At 66.7% G+C, this 20,229-nt stretch carries 17 protein-coding genes, 1 pseudogene and 1 riboswitch; of the genes and pseudogenes, 10 read left to right on the top strand and 8 right to left on the bottom strand.

From position 1 onward, the window contains the following. The first annotated feature begins 98 nt into the window (after positions 1-98). Positions 99-1,037, top strand: a complete 939-nt coding sequence (locus ACO1P8_RS21485) for a LysR substrate-binding domain-containing protein (RefSeq protein WP_486297888.1) — start codon at positions 99-101, stop codon at positions 1,035-1,037. Here the strand turns inward: ACO1P8_RS21485 and ACO1P8_RS21480 are convergent. Next, entirely contained in the window at positions 1,025-1,309 is a 285-nt protein-coding gene (locus ACO1P8_RS21480; protein WP_094839446.1) for an acylphosphatase, read from the bottom strand. The two genes, ACO1P8_RS21485 and ACO1P8_RS21480, sit on opposite strands and share 13 nt — an antisense overlap. Before the next feature lie 189 nt (positions 1,310-1,498). On the opposite strand from ACO1P8_RS21480, the gene ACO1P8_RS21475 reads away from it, so the two are divergent. The 6 genes and pseudogenes from ACO1P8_RS21475 to ACO1P8_RS21450 all read left to right on the top strand — a co-directional run bounded on the left by ACO1P8_RS21475 (position 1,499) and on the right by ACO1P8_RS21450 (position 6,114). Further along, positions 1,499-2,365: an alpha/beta hydrolase gene (locus ACO1P8_RS21475; RefSeq protein WP_486297887.1), complete on the top strand. Its 867-nt coding sequence runs from the start codon at positions 1,499-1,501 to the stop codon at positions 2,363-2,365. A 193-nt stretch (positions 2,366-2,558) separates the two neighbouring features. Continuing rightward, on the top strand, positions 2,559-3,461 hold the full coding sequence (locus ACO1P8_RS21470; protein ID WP_486297886.1) for a phytanoyl-CoA dioxygenase family protein: 903 nt from the start codon (positions 2,559-2,561) through the stop codon (positions 3,459-3,461). A gap of 80 nt (positions 3,462-3,541) precedes the next feature. Further along, a pseudogene (locus ACO1P8_RS21465) lies at positions 3,542-3,832 on the top strand (TFIIB-type zinc ribbon-containing protein). Positions 3,833-3,993: 161 nt separating this feature from the next. Further along, positions 3,994-4,926 carry a 2-dehydropantoate 2-reductase gene (gene panE / locus ACO1P8_RS21460; protein ID WP_486297918.1) on the top strand — a complete coding sequence of 311 codons (933 nt, stop codon included), beginning with the start codon at positions 3,994-3,996 and terminating at the stop codon, positions 4,924-4,926. A 74-nt stretch (positions 4,927-5,000) separates the two neighbouring features. After that, positions 5,001-5,450: a nuclear transport factor 2 family protein gene (locus tag ACO1P8_RS21455; RefSeq protein ID WP_486297885.1), complete on the top strand. Its 450-nt coding sequence runs from the start codon at positions 5,001-5,003 to the stop codon at positions 5,448-5,450. Positions 5,451-5,580: 130 nt separating this feature from the next. Further along, positions 5,581-6,114 carry a nucleoside 2-deoxyribosyltransferase gene (locus ACO1P8_RS21450; RefSeq protein WP_486297884.1) on the top strand — a complete coding sequence of 178 codons (534 nt, stop codon included), beginning with the start codon at positions 5,581-5,583 and terminating at the stop codon, positions 6,112-6,114. A gap of 10 nt (positions 6,115-6,124) precedes the next feature. Here ACO1P8_RS21450 and ribB read toward each other — a convergent pair whose 3' ends face one another. From ribB to ACO1P8_RS21435, 3 genes are all read right to left on the bottom strand, one after another. Beyond that, positions 6,125-6,841, bottom strand: a complete 717-nt coding sequence (gene ribB, locus ACO1P8_RS21445; protein ID WP_486297883.1) for a 3,4-dihydroxy-2-butanone-4-phosphate synthase — start codon at positions 6,839-6,841, stop codon at positions 6,125-6,127. A gap of 107 nt (positions 6,842-6,948) precedes the next feature. Beyond that, positions 6,949-7,104: riboswitch (FMN riboswitch) on the bottom strand. A 49-nt stretch (positions 7,105-7,153) separates the two neighbouring features. Beyond that, positions 7,154-7,645, bottom strand: coding sequence for an SET domain-containing protein (locus tag ACO1P8_RS21440; protein WP_486297882.1), 492 nt, complete (start codon positions 7,643-7,645; stop codon positions 7,154-7,156). Positions 7,646-7,718: 73 nt separating this feature from the next. After that, positions 7,719-8,192 carry an Lrp/AsnC family transcriptional regulator gene (locus ACO1P8_RS21435; protein ID WP_094839454.1) on the bottom strand — a complete coding sequence of 158 codons (474 nt, stop codon included), beginning with the start codon at positions 8,190-8,192 and terminating at the stop codon, positions 7,719-7,721. Between the two features lie 94 nt (positions 8,193-8,286). On the opposite strand from ACO1P8_RS21435, the gene ilvB reads away from it, so the two are divergent. Next, positions 8,287-10,110 carry a biosynthetic-type acetolactate synthase large subunit gene (ilvB, locus tag ACO1P8_RS21430; protein WP_486297917.1) on the top strand — a complete coding sequence of 608 codons (1,824 nt, stop codon included), beginning with the start codon at positions 8,287-8,289 and terminating at the stop codon, positions 10,108-10,110. 54 nt (positions 10,111-10,164) lie between these two features. Here the strand turns inward: ilvB and ACO1P8_RS21425 are convergent, their stop codons facing one another. After that, positions 10,165-11,598 (bottom strand): aldehyde dehydrogenase family protein, encoded by a 1,434-nt coding sequence (locus ACO1P8_RS21425; protein WP_486297881.1) that lies wholly within the window; start codon positions 11,596-11,598, stop codon positions 10,165-10,167. 26 nt (positions 11,599-11,624) lie between these two features. Continuing rightward, positions 11,625-14,345, bottom strand: a complete 2,721-nt coding sequence (locus ACO1P8_RS21420; RefSeq protein ID WP_486297880.1) for a DNA topoisomerase III — start codon at positions 14,343-14,345, stop codon at positions 11,625-11,627. A gap of 61 nt (positions 14,346-14,406) precedes the next feature. Between ACO1P8_RS21420 and ACO1P8_RS21415 the strand changes: the two genes are divergently transcribed. Further along, positions 14,407-17,106 carry a GDYXXLXY domain-containing protein gene (locus ACO1P8_RS21415; RefSeq protein ID WP_486297879.1) on the top strand — a complete coding sequence of 900 codons (2,700 nt, stop codon included), beginning with the start codon at positions 14,407-14,409 and terminating at the stop codon, positions 17,104-17,106. On the opposite strand, the gene gluQRS is transcribed toward ACO1P8_RS21415, so the two are convergent. Together gluQRS and ACO1P8_RS21405 are read right to left on the bottom strand one after the other, a co-directional pair. Continuing rightward, positions 17,094-17,987, bottom strand: a complete 894-nt coding sequence (gluQRS, locus tag ACO1P8_RS21410; protein ID WP_486297878.1) for a tRNA glutamyl-Q(34) synthetase GluQRS — start codon at positions 17,985-17,987, stop codon at positions 17,094-17,096. The two genes, ACO1P8_RS21415 and gluQRS, sit on opposite strands and share 13 nt — an antisense overlap. 72 nt (positions 17,988-18,059) lie before the next feature. Then, positions 18,060-18,521, bottom strand: coding sequence for a Smg family protein (locus ACO1P8_RS21405; RefSeq protein WP_066342731.1), 462 nt, complete (start codon positions 18,519-18,521; stop codon positions 18,060-18,062). A gap of 312 nt (positions 18,522-18,833) precedes the next feature. Here ACO1P8_RS21405 and ACO1P8_RS21400 point away from each other — a divergent pair, with 312 nt between their 5' ends. Further along, entirely contained in the window at positions 18,834-19,904 is a 1,071-nt protein-coding gene (locus tag ACO1P8_RS21400; RefSeq protein WP_486297916.1) for a DSD1 family PLP-dependent enzyme, read from the top strand. Positions 19,905-20,229 lie beyond the last annotated feature (325 nt).

The raw sequence follows: 20,229 nt of genomic DNA, 5'->3' as shown, positions 1-20,229 counted from the left end.
TGCCTGGTTTTGCGGACCAGAATAGGGAGCCCGCTAGATAAAATCAATTGAGGCGAACTAATTTCCACATAAGCCCGCCTTATGCAGGAGGAGACAGAATGTCGCTTACCGTCCGCCAGTTGGAGGTGATCCGCGCCGTCAGCGTGCACGGCTCCGTGACCGAAGCCGCCGCCGCCCTCGGCATTTCGCAGCCCGCCATCAGCCTGATGCTGCGCGACTGCGCCTCGCAGGCAGGCTTTCCGTTTTTCGTGCGCAAGCACGGACGCCTGCAAGCCACCCGGGAAACCCAGGTCATCCTGACCGAGCTGAACCGCATCTTCGACAGCATCGAGCGGGTCAACCGCCTGATGGACGACATGCGCGAGATGACGGTGGGCACGGTGCAGGTCGCGTCGGTGCCCACGCTGGCGGACAACCTGCTGGCCACCACCATCGCGGAATTCCAGAAAACCTGGCCGCACATTCAGATTTCGGTGTTTACCGTGGACAACCTGGGCGTGTTCGAGAACGTCGTACAGGAGCGCGTGGATTTCGGCCTGGGCTTGTCGCCCCTGCATCATCGGGACGGCCGCATGGTGAAGGGTCGCCTGAGCGACGTCTGCGCCGCCGAACTGGTCTGCGTGGTGCATCCTGACAGTCCGCTGGCTGCGCGCGAGTCGGTGACGCCGGCGGACCTGGCGCCTTATCCCTTGATTTCCTTCGGCAAGACCCAGCCGCTGGGCGCGCTGATCGAGGACAGCTTCCGGCGCGCCGGCGTGGTGCGCCGCATCGCGATGGAGGTGACGTTGACCTCGGTGGCGTGTTCGCTGGCGCGATCCGGGGCCGGGGCCGCCATCATCGATCCTTTCCATCTGTGGGCGCCGCGCGATCATGGCGTGGTCACCCTGCGCTACCAGCCCAGCACGGAGGTGAAGGCGCAGATGCTGCTGCCGAACAATACACCGCTGTCGCGTTCGGCCCAGTTATTCGTTTCGGCCTTGCGCCGCACCGTGCGCGAACGGGGGATGGCCGCGCCAGCGCGCCCTTATAGTTGCTGAAAGTTGCGGTAGCGCTTGTCGATGTATTCGCGGCGGGAAGTTACCTCCCTGACCGTCGCGCCGGGCGGCCCGCGGCCCAGCCATTCCAGCATCTGGTCGACCTGCTCCGGCGTGCCTTGGACCAGGGCTTCTACCGAGCCGTCGCCGACGTTCTGCACCCAGCCGGTCGCGCCGACCATGTGCGCGCGCCGCACGGTGGCCATGCGAAATCCCACGCCCTGGACTTTGCCGCGGACCTGGACGAAGACGGTTTCGATGTGGGGATCAGCCATGATGCGAAGCGGGATGGACGTCAAACGCGGTATTTTTCCATATAGCGCGCGCGTCCATGCGCGCGCATTAGTCGGAACGGGTAACTTATTAAGTCATGGCGAGGCGGTTTATCCGGCGGCGGGCATTTCATATGCTTGCATCATCTTCCATACGCCCCGAAAGATTTCCCGGGGCACCGGTTAAAGACCATGTCCTGCCATCCCGACATCGCCGCGCGGCGGGTAACGCGCCGCGACGGCGCATTATCCCGCTCATCCGCGTCCGCGGATATCGTCCCGCCGCACCGCGTGCGTTTCTACGGAAGACGTGCCCAGGGCGCGGCTACGCCTCTGGTCGTGCACTTCCACGGCGGGGCCTTCGTGTCGGGTTCGGTGGACGCGCCGTCGGGGGTCGCCCAACTGCTGGCGGATGCCGGCGCCGTGGTGCTCTCCGTGGATTACCCCCTTGCGCCCAGCCATCCTTTTCCTTCGGCGGTAGAGGTTGCCTACGCCACGCTGGAGTGGGCGCATCGGCATCGCCAGCAGCTGGGCGGCAAGGGCGCGGCGCTGTTCGTGGCCGGCGAGGAAGCCGGTGGCTGCATCGCCGCGGCGGTCGCCCTGATGGCGCGCGACCGCCTGGGCCCCCCACTGGACGGCCAGGTCCTGTTTTCGCCCATGCTCGACGCCAGCATGGGCACGGCTTCCATGCGCGGCGCGCAGGCTACGCCGGCCGGCGCCCGATGGGCCGGGGGCTGGCGCGGTTATCTGTCCTGTCCTTGCGATGCCAGCCATCCGTACGCGACGCCCCTGGCGGGGACGCGCCTGGCCGGCCTGCCGCCTTTGCTGCTGCTCAGCGGTCCGGACGACCCGCTGCGCGACGAGGGCCGTGCCTATGCCAGCCGGCTGCGCGCCGCGGGCGTGCCCGTCATCCGGGAAGTCCGGGACCGCGCGCCGGCCTGGACCGGCCCGCAAGCCGATGGCGTGGCTGCCGTCGCCGACGTCGAAGCCGTGCGGGCAAGGCTGTTCAGCTTCTTCGTCACCCATCCGGGCGGGGGACTTCGTTCGGCTCCGCTTTAGCGTGTCGGCCGAAGGTGCACCGGTGCGGCGTGGCGGGGTCTTCGCCTCGTCTCTATGCATCAGTGACGCGCCGAATCCGTCCTAGGCATCACGAGCGATAGTTGCTCCGCCTTTGAAAAGATACCTTACGCCTCACATAGCCGCTAACCAAATCTTGGGCGCGGCGCGGTGTACGACCAGTGTGGAGCGCGATGTGAACCAGGAATATCTCCTTCCGGAAGAAACGACGGCCGAATACAAAGCGCGGGGATACATAGCCCTGGAAGAGATCTGCCCGCCGGATGAAGTCGCGCAGATACGCAAGACGTTGATGCGCATGTTCGAGAACAAAGTGGGTTACGAGGAGGGCGCGCAATACGATTTCGCCAGCCGCGACGACCCCGACAAGCCGCAGGTCTTCCCCAGTCTGCACGATCCCTCGCACTACGCGCCTGAACTGCTGAAGACCACGTATCACCGGCGCGCGCTGGCCATCGCGCGGCAATTGCTGGGGCCGGACGCCGCCCTGTATGGCGAGCATGCGCTGCTCAAGCCGGCACGCGTCGGGCCCGAAACGCCATGGCACCAGGACGAGGCCTTTCGTTCGCCGGATTTCGAATATCGCGAGCTCAGCATCTGGCTGCCGCTGCAACCGGTCGGAGAGATCAACGGGTGCATGCAATTCATACCGGGATCGAACCGTTACGAGGTGCTCGAGCACCGTTCGCCCGGGTACGACAAGGCCCTGCATCCGCTGGAATGCTGCGACGATTTCCCCCGCTCCAGCGCGGTGCCGGTGCCTCTGCCGGCCGGCGGCTGCACCGTGCATGACATGCGCACCCTCCATTACACGGGTCCGAATACCTCGGATAGCCCGCGCCTGGCCTATATCCTGATTTTCAATGTGCCGCCGGTCTACAAGCCGGGCCTGCGCAAGTTCGACTGGCTGGAAGGCCGCAAAACGGACAGCCAGGTTCGCAAGCGCGAATGGCACCGCCGCGGCGGGATCGCCATCGAGGTCATGAGGCGCCTGCCCCGCGCGCGGCTGACCAATGGCAGATGGGTCGCCTGGGCGGCCATCCGTGCCGTCAGCAAGGTGTGGCACCGGCCACGCTGACATCCGCATACCCAGCGGTACGGGAACCATCGTGGCGGCAGCCGGTCTATCTTCGTTCAGGAAAACGTAAGGAGACCCAAATGAAATGCCCTGCCTGCCGAGAACCCGAGCTGGTCATGTCCGCCCGGCAAAATATCGAAATCGACTATTGCCCTGCCTGCCGTGGCGTCTGGCTGGACCGCGGCGAACTGGACAAGCTGATCGAGCGCAGCCTGCAGGAAACCGTCGCCGCGTAAACCGTCGCGCCCGCGCCGCCTGCCCAGGCCCGTCCCTATCGGGACGACGATCGCGATCGCTCCTACGATCGCCATGACCGCGGGCACGACCGCGGCTATCGCAAGAAATCCTTCTGGCACGAGATATTCGATTAGGCCTTCGGACGGGCGGTACCGTCGCGGCTTTCAGCGGGACGTCAAGCGTGCCGGTGCATCGTAAGCGGCCGGGCCGATGCCGGTCCGGCGCGCGCCACGTTGGGCATAATGCGACCAGGCGGTATCCGGCTCATGCCGCGCGCCCTCGATGGAGAAAAATGATGCGGATGTTGTTCCTCGGTGCCGGCGGCACGGGTGGTTATTTCGGTGGACGCGCGGCACAGGCTGGCGTGGACGTCACCTTCCTGGTGCGCGAGGCACGCGCGGCGACGCTGCGCGAACAGGGTCTGCGGCTGCGCAGCCCGCGTGGCGACGCCACGGTGCGGCCGCGCATCGTGACTGCCAACGACCTGGGCGGCCACTACGATGTCATCGTGCTGGGCTGCAAGGCGTACGACCTGGCCAGCGCGGTAACCGCGATCAGCCCGGCGGTGGGGCCGGGATCGGTGGTGCTGCCCATCATGAACGGGATGGCGCATTACGACGTACTGGACTACAGCTTCGGCGCGCATCGGGTGCTGGGCGGCCTGTGCCAGATCAACGCCACCATCGGCCCGGAAGGCGAGATCGTCCACATGGGCGCGCACGCGGGTTTCGTGTTCGGCGAACGCGCGGGCGATCCCCGCAGCGACCGCTGCGTGGCGCTGGAGCGCGCGCTTGCCCCGGCCGATTTTTCTTCGCGCCTGAGCGAAACCATCCATCAGGACTGCTGGGAGAAATTCGTCTTCCTCTGCACGCTGGCCGCGGGAACCTGTTTGCTGCGCGGCACCGTGGGGGAAATCGCGTCCACCGCGGACGGGCAGGCGGTCATGCTGGCCCTGCTCGCGGAGGCCCAGGCGGTCTCCGCCGCGGCCGGCTACCGTGCGCGGCCGCAGGCCGATGCGGCCGCGCGCAAGCTCTTCGCCGATACGGATTCCCCGGCGACGTCATCGATGTTCCGCGACCTGCGGCAAGGCATGCGGGTGGAAGCGGATCATATCGTCGGCGATATGATCGCCCGGGGCGCCGCCACCAGCATTGCCACCCCCTATCTGCGCGTGGCTTATTCGCATCTGCAGGTCTACCAGAACCAGCGGGACCAGAAGGCCGCCTGAACTTTTTGTTTACACTGGCGGACCTCCAGCGCGCCTGCACGTGCCCGTCCCGCCTCGATACGTCCGGAATCCGCATGAAGCTCAAACCCTTCGCCGCCGCCTTCCTGTTGTGCGGGGCCGCATGCCTGTGCGGTGCCGCGCAAGCGGCGCCGGCTGACAACAAGGCAGTGGTCACGGCATTCTTCCGCATGCTGTTCCAGGACAAGAACGTCGACAAGGCGTTGCAGACGTATGTCGACAAGGACCTGATCCAGCACGATCCCTATCTGCCGGATGGCGCATCGGCGATGGCGGATTTCTACGCCCCCTACCTGGAGCAGCATCCCACGGCGAGCGCGAGCATCAAGCGCATGATCGCCGAAGACGATCTGGTGGTGGTCCATTACCTGTGGAAGGAATCGCCCGAGGATGCCGGGCAGGCAGTCGTCGATATCTTCCGCCTGCGGGACGGCAAGATCGTCGAGCATTGGGATGTCAGCCAGGATATTCCCGAGAACCCCGCGAACCGGAACACGATGTTCTAGCCGCCGTTCCCGGGCCCGTGCGCGGCCTCGGCGGCTGGCGAACGTATGCTGCCCCGCCATTGGCGGATCCCCCTATCCGGGCATGGGTGGGCCGATGGACCGGCGCACCCATGTCATGGCTGGAAATCACATGGCCCCTGCTTCTTCCGCAAAACCGTTTTCCCTTTACCTGGCGGGCTACGATGTATTCCGGCCCGACGCCGTCGCGCATGGCGAGCACCTGAAACGCCTGTGTGCCCGGTATGGACTGCGCGGCCTGTATCCCCTCGACCAGGCGGGCCCTCCCGGGCTGGCCGGCCCGGAATTGGCGGCATGGATCTATCGCGCCAATGTGGCATTGATCCGCCAGGCAGACGGCGTCATCGCCAATCTGAACCCCTTCCGCGGCGCGGAACCGGATTCGGGAACCGCCTTCGAGGTCGGTTATGCCGTGGCGCTGGGCAAGCCCGTTTGGGCGTATTCCTCCGTGGCGTCTTCCATCGTCGAGCAGGTAGCCGTCGGCAAGTCGGCCGACGGCGGCTTCCACATCGACGCGCAAGGCTACACCGTGGAGGACTTCGGGATGAATCTGAATCTGATGCTGGCCTGCAGCGCCACCGTCGTCATCGGCGACGTGCAGGCGTGCCTGTCGCGGGTCGTCCAGGACCTGGAGAGGCCCCTTTGACGCTACACCGCTAGGCGGCCTTCGACTCCAGGTCCTGCGTCGTGCGGTCCTGCGAGGCCTGCGCGCGGCGATAGTCGGCCAGTTCCGCGATGGTCAGGGCGACCAGGCCGTGCTTGGCGGCATAGCGGTCGATGGCATCGCCGCGGGTCATCGTACCGTCGTCGTTCATGAGTTCGCACAGCACCGCCGCCGGGCGCAGTCCGGCCAGGATGGCCAGGTCGACCGATCCTTCCGTATGGCCGCGCCGCGCCAGCACGCCGCCGGGCTGGGCACGCAGCGGAAAGACGTGTCCCGGGCAGACGATGTCGCCGGCCTGGGCGTGCGGCGCGATGGCGGCGCGGATGGTGGTGACGCGATCCCTGGCCGAGACGCCGGTGGTGACGCCTTCGCGTGCCTCGATCGATACGGTGAAGGCAGTGCCGTGACGGCTTTCGTTGCGCGCCGTCATGGGCGGCAGGGCCAGCCGATCCAGTGTCTCGTCGGTCAGGCACAGGCAGACGATGCCGCTGCAGTCGCGAATCAGCTGGGCCATGACGGGAACGGTGATTTTGTCGGCGGCGACGATCAGGTCGGCCTCGTTTTCCCGGTCGTCGTCGTCCAGGACGATGACGGGACGGCCCAGGCGCATGTGGTGCAGGGCACGCGCCAGGCGCATGGGGAAAGGTTGCGCGAAGATCGACGGCGTGCGCGGATCCGTGGCAATGGTGGGGGTGGATGCTTGGGACATTGAAACGCTCTCGCGAAAAGTTGGGCGAAAAACGTTTCAGGGCTATGGACAGCCAAACGCAAGACCGCATGCGCGCCCAGGGGCGCGCGGGGTACGGAAGTGTGCCGGCACATCTTCTCTCATCCGGACTATGACCGTCGGCTCTGGAATCTGACCAGATCTGCTGACCCCGCCGACCGTTGCCGGACCGCGGGCGCTCGCGGGCTTGCCACGTCGCGTGGCCTACCGCCGGTGGGGAGTTTCACCCCGCCCTGAAGACGTACTCAATGCCGCTGGCGGGCGGCATGAAAAGCATTGTATGCCAGCCCGGGCCTAATCCTTCTTTTTCTTCTTGCTCTTCTTGGGCAGGGCGAGCATCGTGCCGCGGCATTCGGGCGCGCCGCACAGGCATTTGTAGCCCTCTTTCATCGCCTTGGTGATTTTGCCGTCCAGTACCAGCCCGTAGTCGTAGAAGAGTTCCTCGCCGCGCTTGATGTCGCGCAGGGCATGGATATATACGCGCTTGCCGCCGCTGCCTTCCTGCGATTCGCAGTTGGGCGCGCAGCTGTGGTTGATCCAGCGTGCATCGTTGCCTTTGTCGCCGCCGTCGATGACCTTGCCGGAGGACAGCGAAAAGAAGAATGTGTGGAAGGGATCGTCCGGATTCGTGGGATGGCGGCGGTCGGCTTCCTTGGCGCTGATGCGCGCCCCGCCGTATTCGATGATGCGCGTGCCGGCCGGGATCTTGCGGGCGGCGAATACGCCATTGCCGTGCAGCTTGGAACGCCGCACGACGTACCAGGGTTTGGAAGTTGCTTCGGTCATGTCCAGCCAGGGTCCGCGCGCATGTCGCGGTAAGTGAGTAGCCGATCGCGCGATCGGGCGAAGTGACGCAGGATTATATCGGCGCGGGGGGCGACAGCGGCAGCATGGATTCCTTCAGCCGTCGCAGCACGAAACTGGACTTGCTGTGGCGGATGCCGGGGATGCGGTAGAGCTGTTCGCGCAGCAGTCTTTCATAGTCCCGCGTATCCCGTACGGCGATGCGGATGTAGTAGTCGTAGTCGCCGGAAACCAGGAAGGCTTCCAGCACTTCCGGTATCTGCGCCAGCGCGCGGCCGAATTCGTACAGCGTTTCCTCGCTGTGGCTTTCCAGGGTGACATGCACGATGACGGTATCCATGAAGCCCAGCGCGGCCGGATCGATATTCACCGTATAGCCGCGGATCACGCCCGCGCCTTCCATGCGCTTGATGCGATTCCAGCAGGGCGTGGAAGACAGCCCGACCGCGGCGCCGATCTCGTTCAGGCTGGCCCGCGCGTTGTCCTGCAGGACACGCAGGATGGCCAAATCGAATTTATCCAGATGCATTTTCTTTAAATTCCAGTTTTATAAGACTAATTTACTGGATCTGGGCCGTTTCAGCAGAAAAACAGGATAAAAATTCCGGTTGTTCCACCATAAGATGGTGTCCATGAACGATCGTCTTTCCTCCCTGGCATTGAACAGCGCCGACGCCGACGGCGCGCCCCCCGCCCCGAACGGCGCCCGCATCCTGCTGGAGACGCTGATCGCGCATGGCGTCGACACCATTTTTGGCTATCCGGGCGGCGCCATGCTGCCGCTGTACGATGCCCTGTACTCGGAACCGCGGCTGCGCCATGTACTGGTACGGCACGAGCAGGCGGCCGTGCACGCGGCCCAGGGCTATGCGCGCACGACCGGCCGTACCGGCGTGGTGCTGGTGACTTCCGGTCCGGGCATGGCCAATACGACGTCCGGACTGCTGGATGCCATGTGCGATTCGATCCCGGTGCTGTGCATCAGCGGTCAGGTGGCGACCGCTGCCATCGGCACGGACGCATTCCAGGAATGCGACGCCATCGGTATTTCGCGTCCCGTCACCAAATGGAATGCACAGATCCTCCGTGTCGACGCCGTCGCCGATACGGTGTCCCGCGCGCTGGCCGTGACGCGGCAGGGGCGGCCCGGTCCGGTGCTGGTGGATTTTCCCAAGGATGTGCAACTGGCCCTGCCGGCCGACCCGGACGAGACCCTGCCCGCCGACGAGCGTCATGGGGTGACGGCCTTGCGGGCACGCCGCCAGGCCGCCAAGACCTCATTCAAAGTGCCGCAAAGCGCCGTGCGCCGCGCCGCCGACCTGATCGCGCAGGCCCGGCGTCCTGTGTTCTACGGCGGGGGCGGTCTGATCAATGCCGGTCCCGAGGCGTGCGCGGCCTTCACCGATCTGGTACGCCATGTGGATGCGCCCTGCACCTTGACCCTGATGGGCCTGGGCGCCTTCCCCGCATCCGACCCGCGATTCCTCGGCATGCTGGGCATGCACGGGACGCTGGAGGCCAACCTTGCCATGCACCATGCGGACCTGATCGTTTGCGTGGGGGCACGGTTCGACGATCGCATTACCGGCCGGCTGGCGGATTTCTGTCCCCATGCGCGCAAGATCCATATCGATATCGATCCGGCATCCATCAACAAGGTCGTGCGTGTGGACGTCGCGATGGTGGGCGATTGCCTGCCGCTGGTCCAGGCCTTGCGGCAGGCGCTGGCCGAGCGCGCGGAGCCAGGCGCGCAGCTGGAAACCTGGTGGCGCCGCATCGAACGGTGGCGCGCCAGGGACTGCCTGCGTGTCGAACCGCGCGACGACGCCATTCTGCCGCAGCAACTGATGCGCCGCCTGGACGCGGCGCTGGCGCGGCACGATGCGGTGGTATCGACGGACGTCGGCCAGCACCAGATGTGGGCCGCGCAGTATCTGCGGTTCGAACAGCCGAATCGCTGGCTGACATCGGGCGGCGCCGGCACGATGGGGTATGGGCTGCCCGCGGCGATCGGCGCGCAGATCGCCCATCCGGACCGCACGGTGGTGTGCGTCAGCGGCGATGCGTCCGTGTTGATGAACATCCAGGAGCTATCGACGGCGGTCCAGCACGAAACGCCGGTCAAGGTGGTGTTGTGCAACAACGGCTATATGGGCATGGTGCGCCAGTGGCAGGAGCTGATCCACGGCGGCCGCTACAGCCACAGCTATAACGCCTCGCTGCCGGACTTCGTGGCGGTGGCCAAGGCGTTCGGATGGAATGCCGCGCGGGTAAGCGACCCCGCGCACCTGGACAATGCGCTGGCGCAATGCCTGGATAGCCCCGGGCCTTATTTCCTGGACGTTTGCGTGGCGGAACAGGAAAACTGCTACCCCATGATGCCTGCCGGCTACGGCCATCACCGCATGATGCTGGCAGGGGGCGTGTGGTACGAGGACGAAGCGTGATTTGCCGCCGGCCGCCGCGCGAGCCCGCGAGCCCGCGCGCCGGCTGGCGGTGCCTTAATCGTGCTTGATCGAGACCGTCTTCAGCACGGTAAAGCCGTACAGCGCTTCGAAGCCTTTTTCCCGTCCATGGCCGCTGGCCTTGACGCCGCCGAAAGGCAGTTCGATGCCGCCGCCCGCCCCATAGTTATTGATGAAAACCTGGCCGGCGCGCACCTTGCGCGCCATGCGCAGCTGGCGTCCGCCGTCGCGCGTCCAGACACTGGCCACCAGGCCGTAATCGGTGGCGTTGGCGATGCGTACGGCATCGGCTTCGTCGTCGAAGGGCATGGCCGCCAGCACGGGGCCGAAGACTTCGTCGCGCGCCAGCCGATGGGTGAGCGGGACATCGCGCAATAGCGTCGGAACCTGGTAGTAGCCGGCCGCCGGCGCGCTGTCGCTGAGCTTGCCCTGCGCCACGGTGGCGATGCCGTCGGCGCGCGCCTGGGCCAGGAAATCGGCGACCCGTGCCTGCTGGCTTTTCCGGATCAGCGGCCCGCAATCCAGGTCCTGATCGGCTGGGCCGGTGCGCAGGGCGGCGAAGGCCGCGCCGACTTTTTCCAGCACCGCCTCATAGGCCTCGCGCTGGACGAGCAGGCGGCTGCCCGCCGAGCATGTCTGGCCGGCATTCTGCACGATGGCATTGATGACCACCGGCAGCATGGCGTCGAAGTCGGCGTCGGCGAAGACGATCTGCGGCGACTTGCCGCCCAGCTCGGTGGTGACCGGCGTATGGTTGGCCGCCGCGGTCTGCGTGACAAGGATCCCGATGGCGGGCGAGCCGGTGAAGGAAATGTGGTCGATGCCCGGATGGCGCGCCAGGGCATCGCCTGCTTCGTGGCCGTAGCCCGTGACCACATTGATCGCGCCGGGCGGGAAACCGGCTTCGGCGGCCAGCTCGGCAATACGCAGTACCGACAGGCAGGCGTCTTCCGCGGGCTTGACGACGCAGGCGTTGCCCGCCGCCAGCGCGCCGCCCACGCTGCGGCCGAAAATCTGCAGAGGGTAGTTCCACGGGACGATGTGCCCGGTAACCCCGTGCGGCTCGCGCAGGGTGAGCACCGTATAGCCGTTTTGGTACGGCAGCGTTTCGCCGTGCAGCTTATCGGCCGCGCCGCCGTAGAACTCGAAATAGCGCGCGACAGCGGTGACGTCGGCACGCGCCTGCTTGGTCGGCTTGCCGCAATCGCGCGATTCGAGGGCCGCCAGCTCATCGAAGTGGTCCATTACCAGCAGCGACAGCTTCAGCAGCAGGCGGCCGCGTTCGGCGGCCGTCAGGGCGCCCCACGCGCCTTCGTAGGCCTGGCGCGCCGCGGTGACGGCGCGATCGATATCGGCCGCATTGCCGCGCGGGATGGCGTCGAATTCCTGTCCCGTGGAAGGGTCGATGACCGGAATGAATTCGCCGGCGGACGACGGCACGGGACGGTTGTCGATGAAATGCTGCTGCATGGTGGACTGTCTCCTCGTTTTCCGTGTCAGGCGGTTGTCTTGGTCGCGGCCTTTTTCGCGGCGGCTTTTTTCGCCGGCGCTTTCCTGGCCGCGGTCTTCTTGGCTGCGGTTTTCCTGGCGGCCGGCGCGCGCGCGGCCGTCGTTTCCGCCGCGCCTGCGTCCTGCGTATCGCCTTCGCCGGCCGCCGCCGTCTTCGCCGCGGTCTTGGTCGCGCGCTTCGCGGCGGTCTTTCCGGCGGTTTTCGCGGCAGTCTTGGCCGGGGCCGTCCTGCCGGTGCTCTTGGCACCCGGTTTTTCGGGGCGCGGCTCGAATTCGAAGCCGATCTTGCCGTCGGGCTGGCGCACCAGATACGCCTTGAACTTGCGGTTGGTGCGGCTGGAGACGAACCCGTCGAGCAGATCCGTACGGCCCTCCGTCAACAGCTTTTCCATCTGCGCGCGCGATATTTCCTGCTGCAGGATGACCTTGCCGGAGCGGAAGGTGCAGGTCTTCTCCGGTCCGACGGATTTCTCGCAGACATAGCTCATGCCATGTTCGAACACGCGCGAGTGGCATTTCGGGCAAGGGCCGACCGGTGTCTGGCCGGAAAAGTCGACCGGCTCGCTGTCCTCGTCGTTGCTCTGGCCGAAATCGAACTCGAGCTTGTATTCGTCGGTGATGCGCAGGATGGCCGCGAACGGCCGGCCCATTTTGCTGATGAATCCCTGCAGCGGACCGATTTCGCGTTTGGCCAGCAGTTCCTCGACTTCGGGTAGTTCGAAGGTGCGTCCGCCCGGATGCTTGCCGATGGAGAAGTCGCAATTGGTGCAGGCATAGCGGCGATAGTTTTCCTTCACCACGCCGCCGCATTTGGGACACGGCGTGTGCAGCGTGGCATAGTCGCCGGGCACGGTATCGCGTTCGTATTCCTTGGCGCGCTTGACGATGACCTGCGTCATCTGCGCAATTTCGCGCATGAAGGCATCGCGCTGCAGGCCGCCCTGTTCGATCTGCTTGAGCTTGTGTTCCCACTCGCCGGTCAGTTCGGGCGAGGTCAGTTCCGTCACGTCCAGGCCGGACAGCAGTGTCATCAGCTGGCGCGCCTTGGCGGTGGGCACGAGGTCGCGTCCTTCGCGGCGCAGGTAGCCTTCGTTGAGCAAGCCTTCGATGATGGCCGCGCGGGTGGCCGGCGTACCCAGGCCGCGCTCGGACATGGCTTCGCGCAGTTCTTCGTCTTCCACCAGTTTGCCGGCGCCTTCCATGGCGGACAGCAGCGTGGCTTCGTTGTAGCGTGGCGGCGGCTTGGTGGCCAGGCCCACGGCTTCGATTTCCTCGGTGCGGACTTTTTCGCCATCGGCGACCGGCACCAGGTTGGCGTCCTCGTCCTGGGCTTCCTTGCCATAGACGGCCAGCCAGCCCGGCGCCACCAGCACCTTGCCGTCGGTGCGGAAACGATGGCCCTGCACGTCGGTCATGCGGGTCGTCACTCGGTATTCCGCCGCGGGGAAAAACACCGCCAGGAAGCGCTTGAGGACCAGGTCGTAGAGCTTGGCTTCCGCTTCGCTCAGGTCGCGCGGCACCTGCAGGGTGGGGATGATGGCAAAGTGATCGGACACCTTCTTGTTGTCGAAGATGCGCCGGTTGGGCTTGACCCAGTTCTGCGCCACGATCTTCGCCGCATGGCGCGCCGTTGCCGCGGCGGGGCCGCCCTGCGCGTCGGCTAGCGTGCGCATGGTGTCGCGCACGGTGTTGATGTAGTCCTCGGGCAGATAGCGCGAATCGGTACGCGGGTAGGTCAGCGCCTTGTGCCGTTCGTAAAGCGTTTGCGCCAGCGCCAGCGTGGTCTTGGCCGAAAAGCCGAAACGCCCGTTGGCTTCGCGCTGTAGCGAAGTCAGATCGTACAGCGCGGGCGAAAGCTGGGTGGAGGGCTTGGATTCCTCGGTAACGGTGCCCGGCTGCTCGCGGCAGGCCGCGACCACGCTTTGCGCGGCCGCCAGCGACCACAGCCGCGATTCGCGCTTTTCCGGATCGCGGTCGTCCTTCTTGAAGTCGGGGTCGATCCAGCGGCCTTCGTACAGGCCGGCCGCGGCGACGAAGGTGGCGCGCACTTCCCAGAAGTCGCGCGACACGAACGCGCGAATGCGGTTTTCGCGTTCGTGCACGATGGCCAGGGTGGGTGTTTGCACGCGCCCCACCGGGGTCTTGAAAAAGCCGCCGTCCTTGCTGTTGAAGGCAGTCATGGCGCGCGTGCCGTTGATGCCGACCAGCCAATCGGCCTCGGCACGCGAGCGCGCCGCGGCTTCCAGCGGCTTCATGACGCTGTCGTCGCGCAGATTGGCGAAGGCCTCGCGGATGGCGGCCTGCGTCATGGACTGCAGCCACAGACGGCGGATCGGCTTGTTCACCCCTGCGTACTGGATGATGTAACGAAAAATCAGCTCGCCTTCGCGGCCCGCGTCACAGGCGTTGATGATGCTGTCGACATCCTTGCGCTTGGCCAGCCGGACGAGCAGCTTCAGGCGCTCGCTGGACCGTTTGTCGGTCGGATCCAATTCGAACTGCGGGGGTATCACCGGCAGGTGGGCGAAGCTCCATTTGCCTTTGACGGGATCGTTCGGCGCCACCAGGCTCAGCAGATGGCCGACGCTGGAACTCAGGACGTAACGTTCGCTTTCAAAGTATTCCCCTTCACGCGCGAAGCCTCCCAGGGCGCGTGATATATCGAGGGCGACCGAGGGCTTCTCGGCAATAATCAGCGTTTTGCTCATGTGTTTCCAATGGCGGCGGCCCGCCGCAATAGCGCGGATGATAAGAGGGGAGAATCGCCACATGCAAGTCGATACCCACACGCCGGCAGGATCGGAATTGCACGCTTGGCGCGCGTTTCTGGCGCGTGCGACGCTGGCGCTCGGGCTTTTGCTGCTGGCCAGCGCGGTGGTTTGCTGGGTCGCGGCCAACTGGGGCGCCATGACAAAAGTGCAGCGCCTGACAGGGGCGCAGGTACTGCTGGCAGCAAGCGCCTTGCTTGCCGCGTTCCTGTACGCGCGCCCGGCGCGCACGCCTGTCGCGGCGCACGGCCGCGCCTGCATGGTCGGCCTGGCGAGCGTGTTCCTGGGCGCCCTGCTGGCGCTGGTAGGCCAGACCTACCAGACCGGCGCCGATACCTGGGAGCTGTTCGCCCTGTGGAGCGGCCTGATGCTGCCCTGGGCCGTCGCGGCACGCAGCCAGGGGGTATGGCTGTTCTGGATCGTGCTGGCCAATATCGCCCTGGCCCTGCTGCTGGGCGAACGCGTGCTGTCCTGGTGGGTGGTCTTCGACGGGCCGGGTTTTCCCAGCCTGATCGTCAGCGCGGCCAACCTCTTGATGCTGGCCATTTGGGAATTCTGCGCCTGGCGGGGGCACGCGCGTACCGGGGTGGGGCCCAGGGTATTGGTCCTGCTGGCGGTCGGCGTGCTGGCCCTGGCCCTGATGTTCGGGGAATCCGTGGTAGAGGGCCTGGGCACTTATACCGGGCTGGCCTGGGTCGGCGTGACGCTGGTGCTCGGCTATTTCTATACGCGCATCCGCCTGGACCTGGTGATCCTGGCGCTGCTGGCGGCGGGCGTGGTCTGCGTGTCCCTGCGGGTGGTGGGCGAGTGGCTGCTGCGGATCGACCCCGGCGTCTGGGTTGCCCTGCCGCTGGCCGGCCTGCTGATGGGCGAGGCGGTGGTCGCCGCCCGGTGGCTGCGTAGCCTTGCCTCGCGACAGGCCGGCGCCGCCCCGGACCGGCACGCCGGCCCGACCTTCGACCCCGCCGATGCCTACGTGCGGGCAGCCGGCGAACCGGCCGGCGCGCTGCCACCCGGCGCCCCGTCGGCGGCCCCGGAAACCGCCGCGTCCGCCGGCGGGGCCGTCGACGAAGCGGGCACCGCCGCTGCCGTGGCGCAACTGGGCCCGCGGATCGCCCGGCGCACGGCCACGCCTTGGTATGTGCAGGGTTTGCTGGGCCTGAGCGCGTGGATCGCCACCCTGCTGCTGCTGGTGTTCCTGGTGGCTTCCGGCATCGTCCCGACCGCTCCCTCGGCTTTGGTGCTGGGGCTCGTGCTGTGCGTGGCCGGCGTCGCGGTGGCCCGCAACGCGCGCCAGCTGTTCTGGCGCCAGTGCGCCACGGCGCTGGCCTTCTCCGGCCAGATCCTGGCGGCCGCGGGGCTGTCCGTGTCGAATTCGCCCACGGGCTCGGCGCTGCTCATCCTGGTGTTGGCGGTCGCGGTCTATATCCTTGCCCCGGATGCCATCCTGCGGTTCCTCAGTGGCGTCATGATCGCGCTGGCCCTCTTTATATTGACGTCGTTTTCCGCCAGCACGCAGGACCTGTACGAGCACGTCCTGAGCTGGATGGGTTTCGACATGGTACGCGGCCTGGCGGTTTGGCTGCCGGCGTGCGTGGCGGGCGCCTGGCTGGCGGCCGCCGCTTTCCTGGTGCGCGAACGCATGCCCATGTCGCGGCGCGACACCCTGCAACCCCTGGCCTGGGCGTTCGCGCTGACCGCGCAGCTGGCTGCCCTCCAGGCGACCGGCGTGCCGGTGTGGGAGCTGCCCGCCCTGTGGGGCCTGCACCCGCCCGGCGTCCTGTATCTGCTCCTGGCCGCCCTGCTGCCGGTCGCCGTGGCCTGGGCCTTGATACGGCGCCGGCGCGCGGTCCTGCCGGCCAGCGTCCGCGTCGGCGTGCCGCTGGGCCTGCTGATCCTGGCGGTGTGCTGGCTGCCGGCGCCCGGCATTGCCTTCGCTCTGGCGTGGATCCTGCTGGGCTTCGGACTGGGCCGGCCGCGCCTGCTGCGCTGGGGCCAGGCCGTACTGCTGATCTATCTGGTTCTCTATTACTACCAATTAGGCGTTCCCCTGCTGCAAAAGTCGCTCTGGCTGGCCGGCGCGGGCGTTCTGCTGCTGGTCATGCGGCTCGTCGCCTGGCGCCTGCCGCGCTGGCTGGAGGGCGCCAGGCCCGCCGTGCCGGTCGTTGCGGCGGCCCCTCGGCGGCCGCTGTGGGCGGGGGTCATCGTGGCCGGACTGGCCCTGGCGCTGGCGGTCGTCAACACCGGGATCTGGCAGCGCGAGCAACTGCTGGCCAGCGGACATATCGTGCGGCTGGCGCTGGCCCCGGCCGACCCGCGCGCCTTCATGCAGGGCGACTATATGGCCCTGCGCTTTGCCGCGGCGCGGGAAATTTCCCGCCTGCAGGACGGGCGGCCGGCCACCGTGGCCGGATTGTGGGGCGGCCCGGCCACCGATGGCTATCTCGTCCTGCTGCCCGATGCGGAAGGCGTCGCCCAGCCCGTGCGCGTGCAACCGGCGCCGGAACCCCACGACGCCCGCGAGGTGGTGCTGCGCTACCGGTTGCGCGCCGACGGGGTGCGCCTGGTGACCAACGCGTTCTTCTTTCCGGAGGGCGAGGCCGCGCGATACGAACAGGCCCGCTACGGCGAGCTTCGCGTCGGCGACGACGGGACCGGCTTGCTGGTGCGCCTGCTGAATGCGGATTTTCAGCCCTTATAGCGGCGGCCCCATTGCGCGATGGCCTCGGCCAGGAAACGCGTGGGACCATCGGCCGCGATGGGCGCGAAACCCAGGACGCGCCAGGCCTGCCCCAGCGCTTGGACAGGTCGGGCCAGGTCCAGCGCCGGGGCGTGGTTCTGCTTGGACAGCTTCAACCCCGTGACGGGGTCCAGGACCAGCGGCACATGCATGACGCGCGGCGGCTGGGCGCCGAGCAGTCGCGCCAGGACGCGCTGGCGCGCGGTCGAGCTGAGCAGATCGGCGCCGCGCACGATGTCGGTGACGCCTTGCGCCGCGTCATCCACCACCACCGCCAATTGATATGCCCACATGCCGTCCGCGCGCCGCAGCACGAAATCGCCCACCGCCTGGGCCACGTTCTGGCGCTGCTCGCCCAGCCAGCGGTCGGTGAAGCTTTCCTCGCCCGGCGGCACTCGCAGGCGCCATGCGCGGGGCAGCCTGCCCGGCGGCAAGCCGTCGCGGCACGTCCCGACATAGGGCCGCTCGCCGTCTACCAGGGCTTGGCGGATCCCACGCGCCCGCTCCAGCGCCGCATGGTTTTCGATGATTTCGCGGCGCGTGCAGGCGCAGCCGTAGACAAGCCCCCGGGCCGTCAGGTCTTCCATGGCCTGGCGGTACACGGCATCACGCTGGGACTGCCACATCACCTCGCCGTCCCATTGCAATCCCAGCGTGCGCAACTGCCGCATGATGAGGCGGTCGGCGCCCGGCACGGTACGCGGCTTATCGATGTCCTCGATGCGCAGCAGCCATGTGCCGCCATGGGCACGCGCATCCAGGTAGCTGGCCAATGCGGCGACCAGCGATCCCGCGTGCAGCGGCCCGCTGGGGCTGGGAGCGAAACGGCCGATGTAGGTCATGGACTGGCGGGTATCCTGCGCGCCAAAGCAAAGCCGGCCCGAAGGCCGGCCGGGTTCGGCGCAGGCAAGTCTTTAATGCAGGCAGCGGACGTCGCCGTCGTCGTCGAGCAGTTCTTCGAGGACCAGGTTATCGATGTCCGCTTCCTGGCTCCAGAGCACCATCAGCGCGGTAATCTTCAGCTTGGACAGGGGAACGGGCGATTCCGGCGCCGCCAGCGCACGGTCGATGACGATCTCTCGCAGGGGAGCGGGCAGGACGCCGGCCGACTCCAGGAAGGTGATGAAGCCGATGGCTTCGCTACCCAGCTGCCGGTATTCGCTGTCGGTGTAGATGCGGGTACCGGTCGCGGGCTGCTGAGCCAGATCCACGCAGCGCTCGGTGGTCTCCGCCAGGCCGTACAACCAGCCCAACGCATCGTCGATGTCTTCGTGTTCGAAGCCCGCCGCGGCCAGACGTTTCGCCAGTACATCCGCAGCAGGACAGGCTTGCGGCGTGTAGTAATTTTCAAAAAGATAGACGAGGATATCGAACATAGGGCGCAGCGCTTGTGCCAGTTTGCCCAGTCGGCCCGGTTATCGGCAAACCAGCAAACATGAATTCACTTTACGCTTATTCAAGTCCCGGGGCAACCGCCCTGCGGCGGGTGTCATGCGGATGCGACGACGTAGCGCGTAGAACGCCGTAGTTGAGCATAAATTCAGGAATCAGTCAGGCGTCGCCACGGGCGGCGCTTATCAACATGTCAGGAGATCTGCTTGGACAACACCGAACTGGACGTGACGGGCGAGGCCGCGCCATTGCCGCAATTGCCGCCGCCGGCGCGCGTCGGCGATGCATGGGATCAGGTGGATACGCCCTGCCTGGTGCTGGACCTGGATGCCTTCGAGCACAATCTGCGCACCATGCAAGAATGGGCCGACCGCTGCGACGTCGCCCTGCGGCCCCATGCCAAGGCTCACAAATGTCCGGAAGTGGCGTTGCGCCAGGCGGCGCTGGGTGCGCGAGGGGTGTGCGTGCAGAAGGTCAGCGAAGCATTGCCCTTCGTCGCCGCCGGCATACACGATATCCATATCAGCAATGAGGTCGTCGGTGCCGCCAAGCTGGATCTGCTGGCGTCGCTCGCCAGGCAGGCGCGGATCAGCGTGTGCGTGGACCATGTGGACAATGTGGCGGATCTTTCCCGCGCGGCGGCGAGGCATGGCGCGCGTATCGATGTGCTGGTCGAGCTGGATGTGGGCCAGGGACGTTGCGGGGTGTCGTCGCCGACCGCGGCGCTGGAGCTGGCACGGCGTATCGAGAGTCTGCCGGGTTTGCGGTTTGCCGGTCTGCAGGCGTATCACGGGTCGCTGCAGCACCGGCGCGGTCATGCCGAGCGCGCTGCCGCGTGCCGCGAGACGGCGGCGCGGGCCAAGGAGTGCGCGCGGATTCTGGCTGAGCATGACTATGCCTGCCCGATCATTACGGGCTCCGGGACGGGGACGGCGGAGTTCGACGGGCCTGGCGGGGTCTATACGGAACTGCAGGCGGGGACGTATGCCTTTATGGATGGGGATTACGGCGATAACGAGTGGGCGGGCGAGCTGCAGTTGCGCAATAGCCTGTTTTTGCTGAGTACGGTGATGAGTACGCCTTGCGCGGATCGCGTGGTGCTGGATGCGGGGTTGAAGTCGACGACGATCGAGTGTGGGTTGCCGCGGGTGCATGAGCGACCCGGGCTGACGTATGTCGCGGCGAATGACGAGCATGGCGTGGTGCGGGTGGCGGCGGGGGCGGCGACGCCCGCGTTGGGGACGAAGTTGCTGCTGGTGCCTTCGCATTGCGATCCGACGTTCAATCTGCATGACACGTTGGTGGCGATGCGGGCGGGGGTGGTGGAAGGGATTTGGCCTATCGCGGCGCGTGGGCTTAGTCGGTGAGGGGGGCTGATGTCGTTCGCTGATGGTTGCTGTCTGCGGGGGTTTTGCTGATGCTTGTCCGTTGATGGTTGCTGTCCGCGGGTATTTTGCTGATGCCGTCCGTCGGAGGTGGTGCCTGTCGGGGCCAGCCCGATCGTCCGTCCCGGCGCGCGGGCGCCGGGCACCGCGTCGCTAATCTCGTCCGGCGGGCGTTGGCTTGCGGTGTTCTTGGCGATGGCGTCCGCGCCTCGCCTCCCTTCGATTCCGCTCGCTCGCCCTCAACGGGCTGGCCCCGACAGGCACCACCCCCGACGGACTCCGGTTTGCCTTAATTACGGTCGCTGCG

This window comes from Bordetella sp., from assembly GCF_057362025.1.
The sequence above is the reverse complement of the archived record's forward strand: the minus strand, read 5'-3'. Positions and strand labels throughout refer to the sequence as shown.